Origin of the sequence: Flagellimonas sp. CMM7 (assembly GCF_021390195.1) — a bacterium.
Classification (GTDB): Bacteria; Bacteroidota; Bacteroidia; order Flavobacteriales; family Flavobacteriaceae; genus Flagellimonas.
This window is the reverse complement of sequence record NZ_CP090003.1, coordinates 1,212,697-1,237,828: the sequence shown is the minus strand read 5'-3', so window position 1 is coordinate 1,237,828 and position 25,132 is coordinate 1,212,697. Positions and strand designations below refer to the sequence as shown.

The 25,132-nt window shown below is 38.0% G+C and carries 19 protein-coding genes; 2 read left to right on the top strand and 17 right to left on the bottom strand.

Features of this window, described 5'->3' with window-relative positions:
- Window positions 1-8 precede the first annotated feature (8 nt).
- Entirely contained in the window at window positions 9-2,360 is a 2,352-nt protein-coding gene (locus tag LV704_RS05625; RefSeq protein ID WP_163421323.1) for a TonB-dependent receptor, read from the bottom strand.
- Window positions 2,361-2,474: 114 nt separating this feature from the next.
- Between LV704_RS05625 and LV704_RS05620 the strand changes: the two genes are divergently transcribed.
- Window positions 2,475-3,707 carry a hypothetical protein gene (locus tag LV704_RS05620; RefSeq protein ID WP_163421324.1) on the top strand — a complete coding sequence of 411 codons (1,233 nt, stop codon included), beginning with the start codon at window positions 2,475-2,477 and terminating at the stop codon, window positions 3,705-3,707.
- Window positions 3,708-4,105: 398 nt separating this feature from the next.
- On the opposite strand, the gene LV704_RS05615 is transcribed toward LV704_RS05620, so the two are convergent.
- The 14 genes from LV704_RS05615 to LV704_RS05550 form a co-directional block, all read right to left on the bottom strand.
- The gene (locus LV704_RS05615) at window positions 4,106-5,158 is read right to left on the bottom strand and encodes a serine hydrolase (protein WP_163421325.1); all 1,053 of its coding nucleotides are present in this window, start codon (window positions 5,156-5,158) and stop codon (window positions 4,106-4,108) included.
- Window positions 5,159-5,508: 350 nt separating this feature from the next.
- The gene (locus LV704_RS05610; RefSeq protein ID WP_163421326.1) at window positions 5,509-6,039 is read right to left on the bottom strand and encodes a GNAT family N-acetyltransferase; all 531 of its coding nucleotides are present in this window, start codon (window positions 6,037-6,039) and stop codon (window positions 5,509-5,511) included.
- A 972-nt stretch (window positions 6,040-7,011) separates the two neighbouring features.
- Entirely contained in the window at window positions 7,012-7,677 is a 666-nt protein-coding gene (locus LV704_RS05605; RefSeq protein WP_163421327.1) for a two pore domain potassium channel family protein, read from the bottom strand.
- On the bottom strand, window positions 7,658-8,758 hold the full coding sequence (locus LV704_RS05600; RefSeq protein ID WP_163421328.1) for an adenylate/guanylate cyclase domain-containing protein: 1,101 nt from the start codon (window positions 8,756-8,758) through the stop codon (window positions 7,658-7,660). Before LV704_RS05600 ends, LV704_RS05605 begins: the two co-directional genes overlap by 20 nt.
- A 10-nt stretch (window positions 8,759-8,768) precedes the next feature.
- Window positions 8,769-11,882 (bottom strand): efflux RND transporter permease subunit, encoded by a 3,114-nt coding sequence (locus LV704_RS05595; RefSeq protein WP_163421329.1) that lies wholly within the window; start codon window positions 11,880-11,882, stop codon window positions 8,769-8,771.
- Between the two features lie 21 nt (window positions 11,883-11,903).
- Window positions 11,904-12,989 carry an efflux RND transporter periplasmic adaptor subunit gene (locus tag LV704_RS05590; protein ID WP_233782151.1) on the bottom strand — a complete coding sequence of 362 codons (1,086 nt, stop codon included), beginning with the start codon at window positions 12,987-12,989 and terminating at the stop codon, window positions 11,904-11,906.
- 19 nt (window positions 12,990-13,008) lie between these two features.
- Window positions 13,009-15,396, bottom strand: a complete 2,388-nt coding sequence (locus LV704_RS05585; protein ID WP_163421330.1) for a TolC family protein — start codon at window positions 15,394-15,396, stop codon at window positions 13,009-13,011.
- Between the two features lie 307 nt (window positions 15,397-15,703).
- Window positions 15,704-16,000, bottom strand: a complete 297-nt coding sequence (locus LV704_RS05580) for a LytTR family DNA-binding domain-containing protein (protein ID WP_163421331.1) — start codon at window positions 15,998-16,000, stop codon at window positions 15,704-15,706.
- A gap of 204 nt (window positions 16,001-16,204) precedes the next feature.
- Window positions 16,205-16,375, bottom strand: coding sequence for a hypothetical protein (locus LV704_RS05575; protein WP_163421332.1), 171 nt, complete (start codon window positions 16,373-16,375; stop codon window positions 16,205-16,207).
- Window positions 16,372-17,181 (bottom strand): sensor histidine kinase, encoded by an 810-nt coding sequence (locus LV704_RS05570; RefSeq protein WP_163421333.1) that lies wholly within the window; start codon window positions 17,179-17,181, stop codon window positions 16,372-16,374. The genes LV704_RS05575 and LV704_RS05570 overlap by 4 nt, the downstream gene beginning before the upstream one ends.
- A gap of 220 nt (window positions 17,182-17,401) precedes the next feature.
- Window positions 17,402-18,094, bottom strand: a complete 693-nt coding sequence (locus LV704_RS05565; RefSeq protein ID WP_163421334.1) for a hypothetical protein — start codon at window positions 18,092-18,094, stop codon at window positions 17,402-17,404.
- Between the two features lie 22 nt (window positions 18,095-18,116).
- Entirely contained in the window at window positions 18,117-20,438 is a 2,322-nt protein-coding gene (locus LV704_RS05560) for an outer membrane beta-barrel family protein (RefSeq protein ID WP_163421335.1), read from the bottom strand.
- Between the two features lie 208 nt (window positions 20,439-20,646).
- Window positions 20,647-21,162: a hypothetical protein gene (locus LV704_RS05555; protein WP_163421336.1), complete on the bottom strand. Its 516-nt coding sequence runs from the start codon at window positions 21,160-21,162 to the stop codon at window positions 20,647-20,649.
- A 148-nt stretch (window positions 21,163-21,310) separates the two neighbouring features.
- Window positions 21,311-21,778: a DinB family protein gene (locus tag LV704_RS05550; protein WP_163421337.1), complete on the bottom strand. Its 468-nt coding sequence runs from the start codon at window positions 21,776-21,778 to the stop codon at window positions 21,311-21,313.
- Window positions 21,779-21,945: 167 nt separating this feature from the next.
- Between LV704_RS05550 and LV704_RS05545 the strand changes: the two genes are divergently transcribed.
- Window positions 21,946-22,488, top strand: coding sequence for a DinB family protein (locus LV704_RS05545; RefSeq protein ID WP_163421338.1), 543 nt, complete (start codon window positions 21,946-21,948; stop codon window positions 22,486-22,488).
- A gap of 172 nt (window positions 22,489-22,660) precedes the next feature.
- Here the strand turns inward: LV704_RS05545 and LV704_RS05540 are convergent, their stop codons facing one another.
- Both LV704_RS05540 and LV704_RS05535 read right to left on the bottom strand, forming a co-directional pair.
- Window positions 22,661-23,839: a proline dehydrogenase family protein gene (locus LV704_RS05540; RefSeq protein ID WP_163421339.1), complete on the bottom strand. Its 1,179-nt coding sequence runs from the start codon at window positions 23,837-23,839 to the stop codon at window positions 22,661-22,663.
- Window positions 23,823-25,121: a cytosine permease gene (locus LV704_RS05535; protein ID WP_163421340.1), complete on the bottom strand. Its 1,299-nt coding sequence runs from the start codon at window positions 25,119-25,121 to the stop codon at window positions 23,823-23,825. Before LV704_RS05535 ends, LV704_RS05540 begins: the two co-directional genes overlap by 17 nt.
- Window positions 25,122-25,132 lie beyond the last annotated feature (11 nt).

The following is a 25,132-nucleotide window of genomic DNA, read 5'->3' as shown; positions in this document are numbered from 1 at the left end:
AACAAGCATTAGAACTTGTATGCCACACTAACCCCATAGGTGGCAGGCTGTCCAAGCCATGCTAGGTCAGAACCACCATTGGAAAATGTCTGTGCAAAAAACTCGGTAATGTATTCGGTATCGGTTAGGTTGGTACCCCAAAGGTTGATTGAAAATTCATCGAAAGTAAGACCAATCCTGGCATTCAAAAGATTGTAGCCTGATGATACTGCGACATTATCTTCGTGCCAATAAATTTCTCCAGTTCCTTCCAAGTTTATATTCCCATTAAATGAAACATTCCGTGAAATGTCAAAGTTGGACTCCAAACCAAAACTATAGCTATCCTGAGGTACCAGAGGAGTGTTGTTTCCAGAGACATTTATAGTTTCATTGGCCCCTGTGCTAACCGTAGAAGTACCTTCAGTTATTCTAGCCTTACTTACTCCGTAACTGCCAAGGATATCCAACCAATTTGTGGCTCTTAGCTTTAGGTCCGCTTCAAACCCGACCGACTCACTTTCTGGAACATTGAAATTACCAATGAGAATATTCCCGTTCCCACCATCAAGTACAAGAGCGTATAACTGCTGGTTACTGAAATCAATGTAGTATCCAGAGAGGTTCAGTATAAAGCGGCCGTCCCATAGGCTATTTTTCATTCCAATTTCATAATTATCGGTGGTTTCCGCCTCAAAATCTGAATTATATCGTACCGTATTTCCTTGGTTAAAACCTCCGGTTCTATATCCACGACCATAGTTGGCATATAGGAGCATATCTTCAGTTGCTTTTAGGGCCAATGAAAGTTTGGGTTGCAATTGTGTATCTGTTTTTTCGGGATTGGTATTTTCTGTAACGTTGTCTTGTTTAATGTTATCCCGATCATATCGAAGCCCTGCAGATAATGTCAATCGGTTGGTTACTTGGAAGTCTAAAAACCCGAACGCTGCAATAGTACTATAGGTATTTGTAAAGTTTCCAATGGCTAATCTGGATTGTGTGCCTGTTGGTTGAAAGGGTGCTGCAAAAAAACCAAAATCGGCAGTGGCATCTGTAATTAGTTCTTTATCCAATTTTTGATAAAAAGCACCTAGATCCCAGTTAACCTTGCTATCAGTGGCAGTGGAACTCAGTCGAAATTCCTGATTGATTGTTTCTGTGTTGCTATCTTGAATTTGTCGTAAAACGTCGGCTGGCGTAAAATCAAGATCACCTATATGGTTACGTTCTCCTTTATTATATGAGGAAGAGGAAGTAAGTCTAACATTACCAAGATTAAAATCGAACTTTAGGTTTCCGTAGATGGCATCAAGCGTAGAACGCCCAAATTGATCTGCTTGAATAGCAAGATTGTCAAAATCATCTGGATTAATGGTTGGATTGCCCGTTGTTGGCGAGGCATAATATACTGCACCAGCTTCAGCATCTATAAATTGACCCGTAAGTGTCGCCGTGGTATTGGAAGATAAAACGGCCTTTAACTGTCCTCTAATGGATAAATCCTCAACAAAATCAGGTTCGGTATTTAATGTGACATTGTTCAATAAACCATCACCCTTTTTATATGATCCTGAAACCCTATAGAAAAGTTTATCTTTTATTAATGGCCCGGTTGATGACAATTGTGCTTGTAAAAGGTTTCCGTTAGCATACCCAAATTGAATTTTATTTCGGGATGTATTGGTAGGCTCATTAGTAACGATGTTGATTGCACCTGCAATGGCGTTTCTACCATAAAGTGCTCCCTGAGGTCCTTTGACAATTTCGATCAAAGCCAAATCAAACAATTCTTGGTTGATTAAATTGGCATCAGGCAGCGTAACCCCATCAATTACAAAAGCAATGGGAGACTCACCATTACGTATATGTGAAATTCCTCGGACGGTTATAAAATTATTTCCAATGTTCTGAGAAGTCGTAAAATTTACGTTCGGAATCTGATCTGCAAAGGTTTGTATATTGTTTACACCTTTTGTTTCAATTGCCTGTGCAGTGAATGTAACAACAGATTCAGGAATGGATTGCACGGACTCGGCACGTCGTCTTGCTCTACCAACTACATTATCAAATCCTTTTACAACAACTTCTTCCAATTGGGAAGCATCTTCTTCTAAAGTTACGTTTAAAGAATTGCCGTCAGCTGTAATTTCTTGAGTTTTAAATCCAAGATAGGAGAACACGAGAGTAGCTCCGGAATTGACTCTTATGGCATAATTCCCTTTAAAATCTGTAGTGGTGCCATTGGTTGTTCCTTGCTCAATTACGGAAACTCCCAAGAGAGGGCCTTCCGTAGACTGAACATTTCCGCTAACCTCAATGTTCTGTGAGAAAGAACAAAAAGGCAAAAGGATTATAAGCAATAAAACTGATCGTAGCATGAGTTATCTGGTTATAAATTAGTTGTCTAAATATAGACAGGTCAATTTTCCTAAATTTTTTTTCCTAATTATAATTTTTATTTTAGTAATTCCATTTTAATAAATAGGAAAATAATGGAAAATATTTTAAAAGGGCATGATAACGAGACGTTGCTCCTAACTAAGCAGGTATTCACCATGCTCATAAATAGTGTGATAATACATTTCAAGGAATCTCATAAAATAGAAGGGAAGTACAAAGATTCCCAACTATATGGTTTTGGAAGCTATGACACGGAAAAGGCCAATCTAAAAAACGATTTGGAATTGGTTCTTAGAGGATATGTAAACGGAAAGTACTTATATAACAAGCTTAGGGAATCATCTTCCGGTAAACCAGTTATCAAGATCAGTAGAGAATATAGGTCACTCTTTTTTAACTATTTGGGATATAAAGATGTGATTGAATTCATTGAAAGTGATTCGTTCACGCCAAAACAGCGAGACAAACAATTTGACCTACTTAATAAGAGGGGTAGTATAATTGACCATTATTACGTGTGCTATTATTTTGGTGAAGACAACAAGATGAACAAAGGTCAGGTAATCGTTTATAATGATTGGAAGACGGTGGAAATGATATATGTATATGTTGACGAAAATGAAGCAAAGGGCGTGTATACCTTTTACGGAACTATAAGCCAAAGTGAAGATTTCGCCCATTTTGACACAAAATATTTCGTGGGCAACAAGAAAAGTGAGGGGGCAAAGTTCATTTTCTTTATAGGCAAGTCATCTCCTAATGAACGGCATTATCTGATAGGGACCTATTCTGGATTTGATAAATACGACAGGGCAATTGCTGGAAAGATGATTTTAAAAAAATTCGACGCCAAAGCAGAAATTGAGGAAGAAGTAAATGACAAATCATTTGACCCTATAATTTGCCAAGAATTAAACAAGGTCAGGTTGGTGGTGGAGAGCAACATTAGGAAAAACCCACTTATGTTTTCCAAAAAAAGTCCTTATGCCCAAGTTTTAACAAAGTCAGCCGGGGATTATGCTTTTAACTTTAACGTAGAAGGAGAAAATTATGGTATCAACCTAAAGATTGAAAAACACCATTATAATATTGTAAGTTTAAATGACTCCGTAATCATAGAAGATGACAAGGTTCTTGCGCTAAACAAAGGGCAGATCCTCAACTTAGACTTTTCGGTTTCTGGAATGTTCCATCTTCAAAAAACATCGATTTACATCAACGCCATGGATTTTGTTAACAAAAGTAAGGGAGTAGAAGGGCAGTTTAATGGCGTGGATATAAACAATAATATTGTTTCAGGCATTGTTTATATTTCCAAGTTATAGCAGTTCAGTGAAGAAAATGAGGCAAGTAAATTTGATGGATTCTGCTACCAATAGTTTTGCTCATCCTACAAAACTGCCATTTTACCAATCACTATACTAGAAGCCTAAGTCTTTTATTTAGAGAATCCCAAACCTGGTCTCTTTTAGTAGTTTCGTTAATTCGCCTTTTGAGGGGTACTACAAGTTTACAAATCCCACCGTTTTGTATCATTACAATAACCCTAACTGTGAACTTTAGATAAGTTTAAAAATAGGCATGGGGAATTGAACTTTAAAATTTTGCTCTGGTGAAGTATAAATAAACCTGGGGTTAATTACCACACAACGGTTAGTATATGAAGCGTAGCATCCCGCAGGGTGCTATGATTTCATATACAGTGTTATCTGCTTTTTCAATTTTAGTCTTCTAATATTGGAATCAAATACTTCAATAAAATATCAAATGGCAATTTACCTCTCCAGTTGCCATAGTTGCTCCCTGTGAAGACAATTGCAGCATCATAGTCTTCTAACACCATCATATATTGTCCACCGTTACCGGATGCAAACAAGACCTCAGTTTTAACGCTATCATATTGCAAAAGCTCGCGATACCACATAAAGCCGTACTGAGCCGAAGCATATTTGGCATTTTGAGTTCGAGCATACCGTACAAAAGACATGTCCACATCAGTCATGCAATTTGTCGATTCATTTATCCACTTCTCACTAACAACTTGAAGTCCTTCGTAATTTCCTTTGTCCAAAACCAATTGCGTGATTTTCAACATGTCTAGTGGTTTGATATTAAAGCTGCCTGCTGCATAACCTCTGCCTTCAGGAGAAAATTGCCACATATATTCTGTAATACCCAATGCTCCAAACAGGTATTTTTCAGCAAAATCTATCAAAGGCATATTACTTGTTCTGTGAATTATTTCACCAATAAGTTCTGGCTCGATAGATGTGTATGCCCAATTCAATCCTGGCTCATGTTCAAGTGGGATTTCAAGAATATAGGCCAACCAATTATCTGTATCCCACATTTCTTCTTCACAGCAGGGGCCAATTTCAAAAAAGCATTCACAGTTAAGTCCTGATTTCATTTCTAACAGATCTTTTACTGTAATCTTTCCTCTTGGGTCGTTTTTCCATTCCAGTATGAATTTTCCTATTTCGTCATTGACAGTAAAGAGTCCTTTGTCAATAGCTATACCAGCGAGTAAACTTGTAACTGATTTAAATGAAGAGCGAGTATCGTGCAGACTGTCTCTTTCAAATCCATTAAAATACTCTTCAAAAATTAAGCTGTCATTTTGAGAAATAAGCACTCCATCAATATTGGGGTATGATTCGGATGCAATAATGGATTTCAATTCAGTTAGTTCATCTGATTGCTGCCCTCTGCAATTGACAACCAAAATCAGTAAGGTAATCAGCAATGGATAATTCATTTTATTTAGGTTTCTCATAATTGCAGATAATGGGCTTTGTTTATGGCGTCGTGAGGCGTGCCTCACGGGTCAGCCATCATCACGCCTCATGAGGTATAAATATAGTTGATGGCTGTGCCTTTTGCTAGTTTTATGTGGTAAATATAGTGGTAAAGGGCCTTAGTTCTGAGGCTGGATGTACAAAGCCCATTGACGGTGATGAGCAAAAGGAAAGCGTAATTTTTACGCGATTTTGTGTGCCCAAAGGGACATTGCCGTCAACGGTCTCGGCTATGAGTAGTTGCGTGGTTTAGTATTTAACTTTGCAAGTACACACCAAGCTGAAAATCCGCAAGGATTTTCAGAAGTAGGCTAAAAATAGCCATTAATTATACACGTTGTTGTAGCCAGTTATTTTTTTCGAGTTCATATCTTCTATCTGTACAATTATCTCTTTCGTTATAAAATTCACTCACAGGTTCCATAAATTTATTTAAAATTTTAACCGAACCAATATTCGCAATATTCACATCAGCCATAACTTTATCTACGTTCATTTCTTGAAAATAATATTCCAACATCCCTTTCGTAGTTTCTGTTCCGTATCCTTTTCCCCAAAAATTCGCTCGAAATCGGTATCCTAACTCCTTTTCTCCATCTTCGTTAATTAGAAATAGAGCAAGTCCAATCATTTCAGATTTCCCTTTTTCATATATTCCGCAAGCACGTTTTTGGTCTTTTAAATCACTCAATTCCAAATTCAGGCTTTTGTTAAATCTATCTGTTATTTGGTCTTGTGTAAATGCTTTTTGAGGTATAAGTTCCAAAATTTTTGGGTCAGTAAAAAGTTCAGCAAAATATGTCTTATCCACTTTTTCTAAACTTTTAATAATTAATCTTTCGGTTTCAAATATTTTCATTTTCCGATTGCTTGGTTTTAATTGGCTACAATGGGCTTTGTTTATGGCGTCGTGAGGCGTGCCTCACGGGTCAGCCATCATCACGCCTCATGAGGTATAAATATAGTTGATGGCTGTGCCTTTTGCTAGTCTTATGTGGTAAATATAGTGGTAAAGGGCCTTAGTTCTGAGGCTGGATGTACAAAGCCCATTGACGGTGATGAGCAAAAGGAAAGCGTAATTTTTACGCGATTTTGTGTGCCCAAAGGGACATTGCCGTCAACGGTATTGTGTATGAAACGTAGCGTGTAAAAAGGCGCTAACTTTTCGGATTAACACAGAGCCGAATTTTTATGTTTTGTTTTTAATTTTTCTATCCTAAAAGCCAAATTTAAAAATTTGGCGGTCATCGCAAATAAACACCAACCTTTCGGTTTAGCACTTATTAGCTATGTTTTATACACCTTGTTGTGAGCAGGCTTTTTCCAGTATTTATGTCTCAACCATAATCCAATTCCGAAAATTCCTAATCCGAAAGAAATTAAAAATCCGAATCTTGAATGAGATTTCGATTCTTCAAAATCATAAAGTATTTTTCCATCTCTATCAGCTATTTGAAAAACGGTTGGTTTATACTCTTCTTTTTATACCTCAATTTACCCAACTCAATGCCAATAGATGTCTTCGCCAACATGGTAAAGACAAAGGCACCCAAGGACCCCAAATGCCCAAAGTTACCCAGATTTCTATCCAGGTACGGGTATAAAACAACAGAAATAGAATACCTTAAAGTTATTGCGAAGTTTATGGAATGTCAATAGTACGGTTGCCAAAATGTTTACCTAAGTACATTTATGTTCTTATCGCAGACGTGCTAGTGATGTGCTTGTTCACATACTTTAGATATAGACTAAATCAGAGAATAAAGCAATCAAAGGCTGTTGATAGTAAATAAAATACTTCTTTCTAGCCTTTTACGAGACTCTAAGATTCTTACTTTTTGAATTGGTTGATATATTTACCAACCACTGCTGCAGTAATAATCACCAGATAAAATTGTCCCATCAATCCAATTAATATAGCTGCTTTTTGGGCAAGGGAGGTTATCGGCAATATATCTCCGTAACCAATGGTGAGCAGGGTTATGAAACTATAATAAAGAAGTCTTTCGGTAAGTTGTTCAGGCCCAGTTTCAATAAGAAACAACCCTTGAAAGGATTCTGGATAGGTCATCTCAATGCTAAGGCAAATAAAGAACCCCAAAAGTCCTAATGAGATATACCCACTGATCAAACCTAAAATCACATTCTTATTGACCTTTTTTATGGACCACACTTGGGTGATTATTTCAATGGTCACGGCAATATAAAACAAGAAGAAAGCTGCCATTTGCAAATAATCATAAACCTTGGTTTCATGTTTCTCCTGCAAAGTTGAACCAAATGCGAAAAGCGTGACTGCTAAAAGCACTGTGAAAAACCACATTAATTTTTTTCTTTTGGAAATCAAGATAATTCCCGCAGCCAAGTTTATGACAAAAAGTAATGGAGCCAAAATAGTTTCGAAAAACACAGGAGGGAAAATCAGGGAGCCAAAGAGAATTGTAATCTGACTAAAAAAGAAAATCTCAAATCGATATTTATACAATCTGTTGGTCATAATGCGCAATGGAGTAAATCTTAATTTCTTTCTGTTTTCCTTTTAACAATACATCGCCAATTGGTTTGGATGAAAAAGATTTTTTCACTCCTAAATCGTTCAACAGCTTTTCCGACAATAGGAAGTTTACATTGTGTTTGTTGCACTCAGCTTGAATACGTGCCGATGTATTAATAACGTCCCCATGGTATGCCAATTCTTTTCTTATAAAACCTACTTCGGCTGCCATTAGAATACCCCCATGCATTCCAGCTTTAAACTCAGGAAAGACTCCATATTTTTCCAAATAATGAGCGTTTCTTGATGCTCGCTTTACTTCAAATGCAAAGAAAACTTCAATACAATTGCTATTAAACAATCCTCTTTTGTAGGACCAGCTTAAAACAGCTTCGTCTCCGACATATTGATAAATCTCAGCTTCGTATTTAAGCACCACTTCATTAAGGTCGAAAAAACAATCTTGTATAAACTGGCTGTACTTATGGTGACCCAGCCGTTCCGCTATTGTGGTAGAGTCTTTTAGGTCAAGAAACATAAATATTCGTTCTTCTTCCTTGGGATTACTATAGGCGCCTCTTAACATTTTTAGAAAAACGCCCCTCCCAAACCGTTGGACCGCTATTTTTATAATGGAAAAAACAAGGGATGAAATCAACAGGTAAAAAAGCAATCCCCAGACCATCTTCTCCCTTAGCCACCAACCCGGTTCAACGTTAAAATCAACAAAAGTGAACACCTTAGAAACTATTGTTGCAGTAAGGGTAAGGACCGCAATTGTGAAAACAAATTCTATAAAGGTCTTTGTAACCAACATAAGACCTAGACTTAATCGTTTTGAAATCAGTTTGTCAAATAAAAAATCAATGGAAGCATATAGAATGCCCAATACACCTCCCATAGCACTAAAGGACGCCAAAGGTTTTAAAAAACCTTTTGTTCCTGCGATATCATCGATTACGGTAATTCCGTCTTCATCTTCCAACCCGAAATAACGAATTATCGCAAAACAAGCCAGGGCCACACTCCAAAAGACAATGGATTGCCATAGTAGATTCAGGTAGCGTTTCAAATTATGCCCCATAGTAAATGGATTACTCATCTAATAACGCCTCATTAAACTTGTATTCCTTATAACTAACTTTAAAGAGAGCGCTATACAATGCTGGTATGAACAGAAGGGTAATAATTGTTCCAAACAACAGACCGATCATAATACTGACCGCCATACCTTCCCACATTTCACCACCGCTTAAATAAAGTGGAATCAATCCCAGTACCGTTGTGAAAGTAGCCAACAAAATTGGCCTGAAGCGTTGTAGACAAGCTCCTATAACGGCATCCTGTTCGCTTCGGCCCAAATCCCGTTGTTCAATTTCCATTCTGTCAATAAGTACAATGGCATTGTTAATTACAATTCCTGCCAAAGAAATAACACCTAAAAATGGCATGAAACCAAAGGCTTCCTGAAATACTAGTAAACCAATAACTACTCCTATTATAGCCAATGGAATGGTAAGAACAACCATGGTCATTTTCCTAACCGAATTGAACTGGATAATTAACAGTAATACAATAATAAAGGCAGAAATGGGTAGATAACCTATTACCGAACCCATACTTTCCGCGGTACTTTCAGCATCTCCTCCAAACTTGTAGCTATAACTATTGGACCAATTGGCCGACTCTTGCTCCAACCAGGGAGTAATTTCTGCTATAATCGCAGAGGCATTGGCACCTTCACGTAGTTCACTACTTATATTAATCGTTCTTAGTAAGTCTAGCCGTTTTATCTTGGAGTATTGCCATGCTGGAACGATGGATGCCACCTGTAGCAAAGGCACTGTCTTTCCAGAATTTTGCGAATATACGTTCAAGGTCTCCAATGATGCCAAAGATTGCTGTTGTGAGGCGTCACTTCGCATAATAATCGGTATGGATTTGTCATCTTCCCTATATTCCCCTGTCTGAAATCCGTCCAAAACTGTTTGGAGCGATGTTGCGATATCCTCGCTGCTTACCCCTGCAGTTTGCGCCCTATTCTGATCTATCTCAATCAGAAATTTTTTGCTTTTTGGGCCCCAATCGTCCTTCACATTTTTGGTCCCGGCAATAGTTGCCAGTTTCAATTTAACCCGTTCTGAAATTTTTGATAATTCGTCCGGATCACTTCCCGAAACTTTAATTTCAATAGGGGTGCCACCTCCTCCAGCTCCTAAGGCTCCTACCTTTATGTCCGCATTTGGAAAATTGTTAAAGGTAAATTTGTCCAATTTGGTGATCATTGGAACATTTTCATTGAATGAGGAGGTATTCACTAAAATATGTGCATAGTTGGAGTTAGCTTCATCTGGCGAGTATCCAAGGTCATAGGATTCAGGTCCTTCACCAATGTAGGAGGACCAATCAACAATACCCAAGCTTCTATTGGTATTTGTCCTGAGCGAATCGTTCATAAATTGCTCAATCTTTTGAACCACTTCGGTTGTGCGTTCAATCTTGTTGCCCTCTGGTAGATTGATATCTATGGTAATCATATTTCGATCACTATCAGGGAAAAAGATGAATGGAATCTTTGTAAAACCGTATAGTGATACGAAAAACGCAATGAATATAGCAATGATGACCTTGTACTTATTTGCCAAGGCCATCAGAATTAAGTTTTTATAATAATTTTTGCAAGCATTGATTATTCTGTCAACCAAGCTTGTTTTTTTCTCTCCTTTAGGGGCAACTTTTAAGAATAGATAACAAAACATGGTAATCACTGTAAGCGCAATAATCCAAGATGATGTTAGCGCAATGGTAATCACCACGAAAATTGGCCCAACGATATCCCCCATTACGGTGGGTGATAAATAAAAGGCCAAAAAGGCTGCAGAAGTGGTCAGTGTTGATATCAGCAAGGGCATCCATAATTCCGAAAATGCCTCTATAGCTGCTTTCTTCTTTTCAATTCCCTGTTCCAACTTTACCATGATGGTTTCAGCAACAACAATAGCATTATCTACCAACATACCCAGGGCCATGATTAAGGCGGCTAGAGTAACCTGATTAAGCCCTATATTCATTAGGCCCATGATCATCAATGTCATTATGGTCACAATTGGGATAAGACTGGCAATTACAAACCCTGTACGGAACCCAAGAAAAATGAGCATTACAAGCAAGACAATGCTAATGGATTGTAAGAGGTTGACAATGAAGTCACTTACCTTTACATCAATATAGGTATCCAAGGAAGAAACACGGGTCAATTCCAATCCAACAGGAAGTTTCTTTTCCCAACTATCCACAACTCCATTTACGGCCTCTCCAAGTGCCACGATATTCTTGTTTTCCTTCAGGTTCACGTGAAGTGATATCGCATCCCTGCCATTGATACTCACAATTTGTTTGGGGGGGTCAATATAACCTTTGGAAACAGTGGTAATATCGCCCAGTTTTACCAATTGCGTTCCATCACCGACCGTTATCAACATATCCCTAATCGCTTCTACGGAATCAAAATTCCCTGTAGGTTCCAATATAATCCGTTCATCACCAACGTTAACCTGACCTCCTGTGTTTAGTATATTGGTGACGGATATGCTCTGCTGTAACTTGGATGCCGAAAGACCATATTCTTTGAGTCTCGTATTATCAAACTCTACAAAAACCCGTTCTTCCTGCACCCCTCCCAATTCCACTTTGGCAGCGTCGGGCAATTTTATAAGCTCATCTTTGATATCATCTGCATATTCTTTCATTTCTGCATACGAATATCCATCTGAAGTTAAGCCTACTACAATGCCATATACGTCTCCGACTCCATCATCGTTCAAGCTTGGATTCACCCCATTGGGTAATCCTTCAATGGAATTGAGTTTTCTACGCAACCGATCCCAAACGGCCTGCATTTTTCCTTTGGGCACCTCATCTTTTAAGGTAACACTAACAACAGAAAGTCCTGTTCTTGATGTACTGGTGACCTCATCGAGTTCTGGAAGTTCCTGGGCCACTTTTTCAATTTTATCTGTGACCAATTGTTCAACACGCTCAGGACTAGCTCCGGGGAAGGAAGAAACCACCGTAGCAACGCGGACTGTGTATGGCGGCATACTGTCCCTGGATAAGCCAAAATACATGGATATTCCAAGTAAAACAATGGTTGCCAGCACCATAAAGGTTATCCTGTTCTTTTCAATAGAAAACTTAGCTAAATTCATAGGTTGGTTTTAGTTAGGAGGCTATTGTAATTTGACCTCTTGGCCATCTAAAAGGGTCTGCAGGCCAGCTGTGGCAATTTTTTGCCCCCTGGTCAATCCAGAAGTAATTTCAAAACCGTCAGCCGATAAATCACCAATCTCAACAGGCTGTTTTTTTACTTTGGCAGTTTCACCACCTTCCTCAATTAAAAACACAAATCTTCCATTACTGTCCTCGCCAACAGCATGGGTCGGTACCACCAACTTATTTTCATTGGTCTCATGGTTTCCAAAGTCAAAAGCAACATTAGCTGCCATCCCGCTTTTAATTGCTTCGTTTGGGTCTACAACGGTTGCCCTGACCGGGTATGTTGCGGTATTGGCATCTACGGCAGGAGCTACCTCAGTCACTTTAGCCTTAAAAGTTTTGTTGGGTATCGAAGAAAAATCCACCGCAACTTCCATTCCTTCTTGTACTCCATTGATGACACTTTCGGGAAGACCCAATGAAATTTCCATATCGGTTCCTGAATTAAGAATGGCCACGGCCTGGCCTGCTTGAATATTTTCATCCACCTCTGCGGTGATGGATGCAATGATACCATCCTCTGGTGCATAAATGTATCCGTAGTTTATTTGGTCTTGTTGAATTTCAACACCTCTTTTTGCCGATTTGTAGCTTTCCTCTGCATTTTTGAACGAATTCTTTGCGGCCTCAAAATCGCTTAAGGAGGTGCTTCCCTTTTCATATAAGGAACGAATCCTATTCAGATTCAGTTTGCTGGTGTTCATTTGTGATGCCGCGCTGTTCAATTGTGTAATGGATTGTTCATAAGCCAGTCGGGCTTGTACATTATCCAATTTTCCCAGCAACTGTCCTTTTTTTACTTTTTGCCCAAGTCTCATATCAAATTGGGTGATAATACCAGAGCTTCTGAAACTTAAATTGATGATTTTATCAGTGCGCGCAGTTCCACTGAAGGTTCTCATTCTCTCTCCACCCAGAAATCCCACTTCTTCAAATTTAACCGGTCGCAAGAATTTTTCTTCCTTTTTTTGTTCGCCTCCGCAGGATAACAGCATTCCTGCAAACAAACAGAGCAAACTTAATTTTAATATAAATTTCATCCCTTGGTGTTTTTGTCAGTTAATTTCTAGTGTTTAAATATTCAAAGAACCTTTGCCTGAACTCATTATTCTTTTCTTCAGAATTCAATAGGAAGTAAGTGCCTAAAAAGCGTTCTACCTGAAGTGAGTTGATCAAATAGTTATAGGTTGCATTGGCCCTTGCCAATTGCGCATTTAAAAAGTTGTTCTGCGCATCCAATAGTTGCACAATGTTCACAGCTCCACTTGAGTACGAGGCTTGTGTCAGCTCTAACGCTTCTTGTGCCGTTTCTTCCGATATTCTTGAAAGTTGGATGTTGGAGACTTGATTGATAAGGTTATAAATTGAATTTCGAATGTTCACTTCAATCCCCAGCGCTACATTATTTTTATTGATTTCCAATTGCTCTTTTTGGATTATAGCAGTTTGACGGTTGATGTTAGATAGATTCTGATTTACAATTGGGATGGATAAATTTAGACCCGCATTGTATGTATTGTCAACTAACGCAACGCCCTGTGACGGGGTGCTTCCTGCACCTGACCTGTTAAACGTAGAACTGTATTGACCCTGCAACGCCAAAGTTGGCAGGAATCTACCATAACCATTGAGTTTTATGTTCCGCTCAGTAGCAAGAAGATTATAGTTCAACGACTGTAGCTCAGGAGAATTCTTATTGGCTTCTTCTATTAGGAAATCGATAAATGGTTCCCTCAATGTTGGATTGTCCAACAGCTCAAAAAACTCTTCGTAATTGTACTGTTTAAAAATACCTTCATTGAACTCTACGTCTTCTACATCTATTTCAAAGTCCACCGGATTGTTCAGTAGTTGGTTAAGCACCAAAAAACCTTGTTCCAATTGATTCACAGCTTCTATCATGGATTGGGTGTTTTGTGCCATTTCACTTCGAAATCGAAGCATATCTGACTTTCCTGATTGACCGGCTTCAAAATTCTGCTTTGCAATTTCCAGGTTTCGTTTGGTTAAGTCCACATTTCTGGATTGAATCTGTGTATTGACCTTTAAAATAAGGGCATTGAAATAAGCGTTTGAAACGTCAAAAATCAAATCCAGTTCTGCTGCGTTAAAATTTGCCTCTTGGGCTTTTTGAAGGTTCTTTTGTATAGAAATGTTCGCATTGGCCGCTTCAGAAAACAAAGTTTGGTTTAAAGTTATACTCCCTACTGTGGAGAATTCTGGATTTTGACCTGCACTTAATTCCGCGGCGTCCGGGTCAACGTATGTGGCCGTACCTGCAGCGGTCAAACTGGGCAGATAATTACTATTGGCCGTTTTTATATCCTGCAATGCCAGTTCAACATCTTTTTTATTGGACCCTAGGGATAGGTTGTTATCCAGAGCATCGTTGATTGCTGTTAAAAGGTCATAATCTTTTTCTGAAACTACGTTTTTGAACTCTCCAACAAAATCTGTTTGCCCTACCAGGCTATATTTGATTGGCACTCCAATAATTTCTGCTGTATTGTAGTTCATGGTCAATCTTGGCGTGTAGTCAATGTAAACAGAAAGTTCAGATAAGGGTGTGCCGGAAACATAGGCTTCAATGGACAGAGCTATACGCCTAAAAAATTGATCAAGATTATCATCAGACTGATATGTTGCCAGTATACCATTTATTACATCTTCAGTACCGTTCACTGTAAAAGAGGGAAGCTTGGCTTCAATAAAATACTCTGCCAATTGCTTTTTCTCTTCCCTACTTAAGAAAAACCCTCCTGCAATATATACAGCATCAATATCATCTAAGTTTGAAGTAATATCCTGAACCGTGGTAAATGGAATCAATTTATACTCAGAATCGAGAGCAGCAATTTCCCTATCAAAAGTCTCCTTAAGCGGCAAAATTTCCAAAAATGGAGCATCTATAACTATTCCTACGTTTTCAAAATTGGTAAGCTCCTTGAATTTTTTCAAATCCTCCTGATAAGATTCCGACTCTACCAAATATGTAAAGTTTTCAATACCTGAGGTTGCATTGGTCAAATCGAGCTTATGAAGGTCTCTGTTTACAGCCCCGAACAAAATGGTTGGCTTTTGATGCGTCTTGATAGGGCTAATGATTTGATTATTGATTATACCAAAAGCGAGTATGATATCAGTGTCATTGGATAAAAGTTCGTTATAGTTTTGTTGTGCCAGGGTCAGATTGAAATTATTGATCAAAATGTTTTCTTGAGGAAACTGTATGTCAGCATCTTCTCCCACTACCGCAACTATTTCTGATTTTAAATCTTCGAGCAATGGTGATAGCTCTGGGTTTATTTTGTCAACAAGAATACCTATTCGGTACGTTTTATTGGTTTGGGCTACTGTTGTTAAAGAAAAAAACAAGAGCAATAAAGGTAGTTTTCGTTTCAGAAAGTAAGATGCGAAGAAACGGAAATTCCAGCTGTTAGTGTTCATGGGAGGTTTTTGTGTCTTTCTAAATGTAACAAAAAATAGCACCAGACTAAATAATAATAATGCGCCCAGATATCACTCTTTACTTTTTTTTTCAATATCCTCCCAATGCGCATCGTCAACGTCAGCATATTGTTCTTTTTTTTTCTAAATGTATTTAACATTGAATGTCTTGTGTTATTTATAAAATTTCATCTGAAACAAAAAAGTGTTTTTCAATCGTTTATCTAAACTTTGCAAATGGTTTTTAAAATACACCATTTCCCAACTCCAGAAAAGTCAAACAATATTATTCACTAATTTGAGATGATCAATGCATCCTCGCCAAAAATTCTTCTTTGAATGTCTTCCCTATGGGCAGTGTCACATCACCAATAAAAACCTGATTACCGTAAACTTTGGAGATATGTTGCATGTTTATGAGATACGAGCGGTGTATCTGAACAAAACCTAAATCTTCAAGTTTCTCGTTCCAGTGGCGAAGGCTATCCAAAATCAAGATTTCCCTTTCTGAGGTAACAATATTCACATAATCCACTTCAGCTTTGATGTATAAAATGTCCTGTGCTACAATGGAATAAATGGTCTTATTTGCATAGAGGAACAATTGCTGGTTCTTTTTGTTTTCCTGCTTTAAAAGTCGCGTTCTGATCCGCGTTACTGCCTTAAAGAACCGCTCGTACGAAAAGGGCTTAACTAAGTAATCGACTACTGCTTCCTCAAATGCCTCAACAGCGTAATCGGTAAAGGCTGTGGTTACGATAATTTTGGGCGGATGAGCAAGGGTCTTTACAAACTGTAGCCCATTCAGCTAGGGTAATTGAACATCCAAGAAAAGGACATCTGCAGATTGAATTTCTTCGGGAGGAATATCCAATCCGCTTTCATAAGTACCCAAATGGGTCGTGAAAGGCGTCTTTTGAAGGAAACCTTCCAAAATTTCCTGTGCTGCTATTTCGTCTTCAAGTATGATACACCTCATAGTACAATGGATAGGTTGATATGAAAACTATGGTCCTCCTCCGTAACCCTTAAATCATGTTTTTCAGGGTACAAGAGATGCAATCGCTCTTTTACATTGACGATACCAATACCGCTTTCTGACCAACTGGGGTCAATATTGGACTTGTTATCGAAAGGATTGGTACATGAAAATAAAAAATCATGGCCATCACCGGTCATTCTAATAGTAATGGGGTGCTTTTTGCCCTTTAACACACTGGTATATTTAAAAGCATTTTCTACAAAAGGAATTAAAAGCAAGGGAGCTATTTCAACTTCTGGGTCGTTAATGGCAGTCGAAAACTGTACGTTGACCTTATCGGCCAACCGTTCTTGTTGTAGCTGAATATATTCCGTTAGATGTTGCAATTCTTGCTTCAAAGAGACCCTGTCTTGTTGTCCTTCGTGAAAAAGATATCGAAATCCATTGGACAGTTTTAGAATGAGCTCCGGAGTCTTGTCATCATTTTTTAAGGCATTGGCATAAATGGTGTTCAAGGTATTAAACAGAAAATGCGGATTTATCTGTGCCTTCAGGGCACTTATCTCAGCTTGTTTTTTACCACGCGAAAGGGTATCCAACTGCATTTGTTGCTGGTAAATATTCTTGACCGAATACAGCGCAAAAAAGACAACGCTAAAACTGAGGTACGTTAACAAATCGGTGAAAAAATGCTGCCAAAAGTGGGTGTCCTTTGGATGAAAATAACGGTCAGCGAATTCATAAGCAACGGTATTGGCCATTAAGGCCAATACGGCGCATGGCAGATATTTCCTTTTATTCATTTTTGGAAAAAACCAAAAAAAAAGAAAGTACGAAATGGTCATTTTAAAAAACAGGGAATTGAGTTCATGCGCAAAGGACATCATATACCCACCCTCTCTTTCCGAATATTTCAGGTACGGATAAAACAGTACTATCAACCATAGAAAAATATGCAGCCAAGGCTCTACCCGTAGGAACTTCTGGTATATGTTTCGACTTTCCATGTTGGTAAGTTACGGGCTATTCGTATGAAATCACAATATCTTTATAGGCGGCTTTTGCAAAGATGACATTTTCGCCTGTGGTGCCGCTAATCCTAAAAATGAGACGCCCTCCTGCAAATGGATTACAATCTTCGATATCGAAATAAGTGGTATCGTTCAGTTTGAACCAAAGTCGGTTCGCTTTCTTTCCAATTTCGACAGCATACCAGTGGCCCACTTCCATGACGTTTTCAGGGAGGTTTTGATAAAACCCACGGGAGTAGGGGGAGTTGTTTTTAAAAAAGAAGGGCTTGATACCGTGTGAACGATTGTTGAAGGTAAGATTATAATGCTTCATTTGGGTGCGCCATTGCCAGACCTCTTGTGGAGTAGCTGTTTTGGCAGGAAGTGCAAAAACTTCGCCACCTCCTTCTTGGGTGACTGAAAACAGATTAATGAGCACTGTGGATTCTGACAATGCCTTCACTTTATAATTTAGGATGAAATCTTTCTCAAAAAGTTTGGGACTGATCATAAAGTATCCGTTAGACCCCTCAATTTCCTCGACGATAAGTTCATTGCCAATGATTGTAGTTTTGCCCTTATCAAAGGTTTGCCAAGTAGCGAGTTCTTCCGGTGTTATTTGTACTTCTTTTGAAGAGGTCTGTCCACAACTGGACAACATCGCGCCAAGCAACGCTAACAAAGTAATCTTTGTGCTATTTTTCATAGTTTCTGTTTTAAATAAATAATCAATCCCTAGCCCCAGCATGGTCATAATTTCTTTGTTTTCTGTTTCTGACCTTTCCTTGGTTTTGAAAGAGCTTATAGTTAAGGCTGAAAAGCACCCCAAAGGTCTGGGATTGAAACCTCCATAACTCATTTTGGGTGATCTGCTCTGTAATCAGGGTTCCTTTCCGCAAATTGTTGTCGAGTACGTCAATAATCCGAAGATTGGCCACAAGCCTATTTTCCAAAAGCTTGGCCCGTACGGCCCAATCCCATCGATTTCTAGGTTCTATGAACCGAAACTCGTTCTGGTTTTTTGGGGTATGCCTGTAAGTAATGTCAGTACTGATGTTCTTGGAGATCTTAAAAGTGTTTTTAAAGATGATACTAGATGCATAAAGGTCGTCAAAGGTAATCTGTGTTTGTTGCTCTACTTTAGTGTAGTAATAGTTCCCGGACAATTGGGCGTTCCAATAAGGTTTTAAAGTGTAACGCAAATCCCCTTCAAAACCGTAGGACCGCTTTCTACCAAGATTGTCAAAGCTTATTGTCTGTACGCCTTCGGTATCGATTTCTTGCAACCAAACGATGACATCGGTACGGTTTCTATAGAAGGCGGACAGAGACCAAGTAAGTGCTTTGCTGTTGTACTGAACGTTCATTTCAAAATTATCGCTGAACTCTGGTTTGAGCCCTGGATTGGCCTCCCATTGAAAGTATTGGTTGCCCATCTGAAAGGGATTGATATGGTGAAAATTGGGCCTAGAGACCCTTTTACTATAGCCAAGGCTGGTAGTATGTTCCTCGTTTAGTGTGTATGAAAAGTGTAGTGAAGGATAGAGGTTTCTGAAAACCAAATCTGTGGTCTCGTTATTGAGGGTGTTGGTTGAATTTGAAGTAAAGTATTCATACCGCAATCCGGCTTGTGTATTAAAATCACCAAATTGCAACGAAGCCATTCCATAAACACCAAATATCTGTTCTTTGTAATCGAACACCTCGTTTTCACCTATACCTTCGTTAAGTTGGAAATAGTTAAAGCTTTCCAATTTTCGGTCATTCCACAACATTCCTGTTTCCATGGTCACTCTTTCGTTCAAGGGTAAAGTATGGTCCAGGGCGAATTGCTGCAGAGTATTTTTGTTCCGTTGTTCTTCCTCAAATAAGAACACCTCTTCTTCAAAGTCTGAAGCGGGCAATAGATTTTCGTTCATTGCAATGTAGTAGTCCATTTCTATTAAATGACCCTCTTTGGCAAACTTTTTTAGGTAGTTGGCGTTGAGTTCGGTGGTTAGATGGGTGTGCGACGAATTACGGGTATAGACAAAATCTTCTCTGTTTGTAACATTAGAGTAGAAAGTATTGTTAAAAAAACTGTGATAATCGTTGGTGTAATCAAACCCAAAGGAAAGTTCGTTGTTATCGTCTATAAAAAAATCTAGACCCATGGAAATTTTGCGTACCAATCCGTTAAAATCATGGGGGGCAAAAAAATTACGGGTATCCCCATTGGTATAGCGTTGGGCAATGGTCTGTTCGCTATCCATTTGGCGTCCAGCCTGGGAGGCTATCCACCTAAAATTGACTGATGTGTGGTTGTAGTTGCCTTCAACGCCATAATTATAACGTTTGGTTCCCACGCCAGAGTTGAGGTTGAGGTTAAGCCCTTTTGCCCTTTTCTTTTTTAAAATGATGTTGATAATACCCGATAGGCCGTCGGCCTGATTTTTGGCGGACGGTGAAGTGATGATTTCGACCTTTTGTACAGATGCAGCTGGCAATTGGTCCAGCAGTTCGCCGGGGCTGAGTCCAGAAGGTTTTCCATTGACGAGTAAACGTACATTACTGCTTCCGCGAAGTGATAGTGTGCCTGTTCCCAAGTCGGTCTGTATCTCGGCAATTTGGTCAAAAGCTTCCAATACGGTCGCGCCCGCTTGTTGCAGGTCGGCTCCCAAATTGATCACTTTCCTATCTATTTTCAAAGTTGTGGTCGTTTGCTCGGCCTGCACCACAACTTCGTTCAATACCACATTTGATGGTTGAAGGCCAATCTGCAGGTCGTTGGTGTCTTTTAGGTTAGATAAGATTATCGTTTTGATTTCATACCCAATGAAGCTAACCACAATATGAGTGATTTTTTTATCCGTTCGAATGGAAAAACGTCCACTTTCGTCAGTTGAAGTACCATCAGTCAATACTTGTCCATTGAACAAGGCTACTGTTGCAAAAGGGATATTAACTCCGGTTTCCACATCTTTGATTACACCGTGGAACACCTGTATTTCTTGCGAAAAAGAAAAAGAACAGATACTACAAAACAACACAATGGAAAAATAACGGAGCATAAGCAGACTTTAGAGGCCAAAAATCCACTTCATCTCAATGCATAAAAATTTTAATCTGTGAACCTAGGCTGTGGCTCTGTGAATACATGGGTTTTTCCCAAGGACAATAGTACTTATCCCTTATTTGAACTTTGGTAACGGTCTCAGCATTGTTTTGGTGTAGTACAAAACCTAATGAGTTATAGCCACTATATGTTAGGTGTTGGCTTTATAGTTCATTCTCTTTTAGGTCTTTAGCTAAACTTGCAATTTTTAATCTTTTATTCCGCTTTAAATATTCTAAATCAGCTGAATTGTCAATCATTAACTGACGGTTATAATAGTTTGTATGCTCAAGAATTGCGAAAAAATTGGCTAACATTCCCCATAAAATGAAGTTTTCAGGTATAGTCCCCCAGTCATTTTGATATAATTGAATTGCAAGTATTATTGGAATCAGACCAATTAATATCAAATTTATTTTTTTAGAATTCCTGAAAATATTTAGATTTTTTTCTTGACTGAAGGGCTTGTTCATTAATCTATATAACTTTAACTTCCAATAGTGTTGACCTTGAATTAGTATTATTGTACAAACTAAAATTCCATACAATAGAAAAAGTATATCTACAAATGAGTTATTAAGGATTAGATAAACTAATATCGCTGGGAAAGTTACAAAAGCATGAAATCTTTCCATAGGATAATAACTTTTTAGTCTTTTAATCAGTTTTTGCTTGCTCATATTAATTTTCCGGCTTACATCTAACTTGTTTATAAACTGCACTTTTTAGGGCATATACCTCTATTTGGCCTACTGTGTACAAGTTTTGATTTATTTTATTGAGATTATTTATCATCCTTTATTTGAACTTTACCGTTGGGTTACCCGATTAATTGGCAATGATTTTCTTGATTAAAACAATTTGCCCTAGGTGATAGTAGCTGTGTTCAATGACACCTTCAATATTTCTTTGATATGTTCCGTAATTTTCATCAACAAACGTGGAATCGAGCTTTTCATCTGACATTGCTTTCACATGAAGAACGAAATCATTGGAGTTAGAAATAAAATCTTCAACAAGCCTATTCCAATCAGCTTCGGAATTAATTGGTGTTAAATCAAAACTATATTTATCCCTTATTTCGAGTTTTCCACCTTTAAATACGTTAAGAATTCCGCTCAAGTAATAGTTGATATGAAAGGTTATTTCGGCGATGCTATTAAGGGTCATTGTTTTTTCAGAAGCTTGAATCCAAGTAACTCCTTGAATCAAGTTCTTAAAATTTGTATTTGCAACCCAATGACCATCAAGCAAAACTTCCTTTATTCTTCTAGATAAGGAGCTACTTCTATTCATTGTTTATTTTGAACTATTTATTTTCATATTGAAAGTAGAAATTATTTTTAGAGGGTAATAGTCTTTTTTGATATATTAGGTACTAGTACCTTTATCAGACCCACAGCTCTATCTACTTGATTGCTTTTTCAGTTTATTTGCGCTTTCATATTTAAAGACTAAAAGTAATGAGACAAACGCTCATCTTCATCATAATTATGATATTCGGTTCGGCTGAATCACCTTTGTTTGCACAACAGAATGACTTTATCAAAGAGTATCTAGAGCGATTCGAGAATTCTAGGAAATATCTAATTGAGGTAGCGGAAATAATGCCAGAGGACAAATACAATTTTAGAGCATCCCAAGAGTCATTGAGCTTTGCTGAAAATTTAATGCATATAGGATATGCTATGGATTGGCATAGTCAATCATTATTGGGTGGAAGAAAATCTAGAGACTGGAATACGGACATAAGGTATAAAGTATCCAATAAATCCAAAAAGGAAATCATTAGGGTAATTGATGAAACATTTGATGAAACCATTAGGTTTATCGAACAGTTTGACATTACTCAATTTGATGACGAGCTAGATTATTTTGGATTGAAAAGGACAAAGAGGCAGATTTTCTTATTACTTGCTGATCATATAACCCATCACAGAGGGCAAATTCTTGTATCCCTTAGATTAAAAGGTCTGGTCCCACCAAGATATGTCCTTTTTCAATAATAGGTTTTGTAGACTCAAAGTGTCTAAAAAAAGGTGGAATTAACGAAACTTCTCTAAGAGACTGCAAATGGGACTTTTAGAACGTTAATTTCCCGCATGTATAAAACTGGTTTGACATTTTATTATTGCTTTTAGATCACTATGCGTAAAACCTTTAAGTTCCGGTGAATTCCTAAATAGATTTCACCAATCTTCTTCTTTTCTTCTCTTGTTTTATTAAGTAAAGTTCTCTTGAAGTCTGGCCTGCAACGGAAGTATTTTCCTCTGCCCTCCGAATTAAATATGGCATAACATCTTTAACAGGACCAAAGGGAAGGTATTTTGCTACATTATATCCGTTGTCCGATAAATTGTAGCTTATATGGTCGCTCATTCCGTACAACTGGCCAAACCAAATTCTTTTATCATTCTCAGAAAGTGCCTTTTCCTTCATCATGTCCATTAGTAAATATGAACTATCTTCATTATGGGTCCCGGCAAATAGGGCTATGTCATTTAAATTACTCAACATATATTTTAGAGCTTCATTATATAACATGTCTGTTGCATTTTTATCAATACATATTGGATCTTTATACCCATTGGACAAAGCCCTTTCCCTTTCTTTTTCCATATAGGCACCTCTAACGAGTTTCATGCCAATTTTAAATCCTCTGGTTTTAGCTTTTTGGTGCAGATTCTTTAAATAATCCAGCCTATCCCACCGATAGGCTTGTAATGTATTAAAAACGATGACCTGTTCGTCATTATATTTTTGCATCATTTCTTCTACAAGTTCATCCGCTGCACTTTGCATCCAACTTTCTTCCGCATCAATTAGAACTGGAATATTGTATTCAAATGCTTTGCTGCAAACCACATTGAAACGCTCCTTGATTGTCATCCATTCATCCTTCTCAGATTCATCTAAAGAATCACCCTCTGTGAGTTTCTGATAAATTTTAAACCTCCCAAAACCAGTGGGCTTAAATACCACAAAAGGTATAGCACTGTTCTCTTTGGCGTGCTCCAAAGTTTTTAAGGTTTTCTGTACCGCATAATCGAATTGTTTTTCTTCTTCTTTGCCTTCGGCCGAATAATCCAAAACTGCATGTACATTTTTTGTATGCATTTTGTTTATAACAGTGAGGCAATCTTTTTCATTGATGCCTCCACAAAAATGGTCGAATACAGTAGAACGAATTAATTTTTCAACTGGCAAGTTGGCTTTTAGGGCAAATTTTGTAACTGCTGCTCCAATTTTAACCAAAGGTTCTTTCTTTATTAATTCGAATAAAAAAAGAGCTCTGTCCAGGTCTGAATCTGATTTTAGGGCCAAAGCGATTTCAGTATTGTCAAATATTTTTGTCATCTATTTTGGTATTCAATAAATTATTTAAAAGAAGATATAGTGCTCCTGAGACTATCAAGGATAGAACGGCAGGTATACCAATGGGATACACGTATTGGGTGAGATACCCAACCAATAGTCCAATGATTATACTGATTGTCGCCAGCAAGTTCCATGATTTTTTTGATGTTACCATGGTCTTATCAATAAAAAAGTAGTGACTCATAATAACACCTGCAATAACTGGAATAATGAGAGCTGTTGCATATAAAAAATTAACAAACTGATTCATAATGCCCAGTAGTGCCAATAGAATGCCGACAAGAGCAAACACCAACGTCAATATTTTTCTGCTCTTCCCATCATTTAAATTGAACATATTGCACAATACCAGGCCACCAGTATAGTTGCTTACTAGTTGACTCGTCCATGTGGCTACCCATAAAACAACAAAACCCCAAGCTGGAAAACCCAGCTCTTGCATGACCTGTACGATATCTGAGTTTCCAGTGCCAATGGACATGATTCCACCTACAATGAACAATGGAAAACCGACTATTATTATTCCTAGTGGAATTAAAATATTATCCTTCCAAGTGGGTTTTGCAAATCTTGTATAATCCGGTGCAATTAACCACTGGGCAACATTGATACTGATGACCAAATTAATGGCTTCAATAAATGACATACTACCTTCAGGGTTCCAGGTGGATATTTTTTCCCAACCAAGATTATTGAAAGAAAGATATAGCGCTACTGTAACTAACAGTAAGCCTGCAGGAATGGCTATATAATCTACCCATTTGATAGACGCGTATCCCAATATTGAAGGAATGGCAAAAAGCAATCCGATAATTGTAGTACTCAAAATATATAAAAACAGATTCTCGTTTTTGTTGATTCCCAACAAGGCACTAAAAGCATCTGCAGCCACGGAAGTCTGAATCGCCCACCAGCCCAATGTCAAAACTAAAATAACGATACCCACAATTATTCGAGACTGCTCTTTTCCAAAACTCAATGCAGCCAATGCAGATGATGTCAATCCTGTTTTTGCACCAATGTAACCTTGTATTGCATTTCCAATCCATTGAAAGAAAACCAGACCAATCAACAAAATTCCAATGATCTCGATTAAACTAAAACTTCCAATTAGAATTCCCCCAACCAATAGTACAGGGATGCAAAATTCCAATCCACCAAAAATGAAAGCGGGAACATACCAGGGTTGGCGTTCATTTTTTGGAATAGGTCTTAAAGCTGAATCTGTATTTTCTTTTGAATTTTGTGAAGTGTTTTCCATGTATTAAAGGT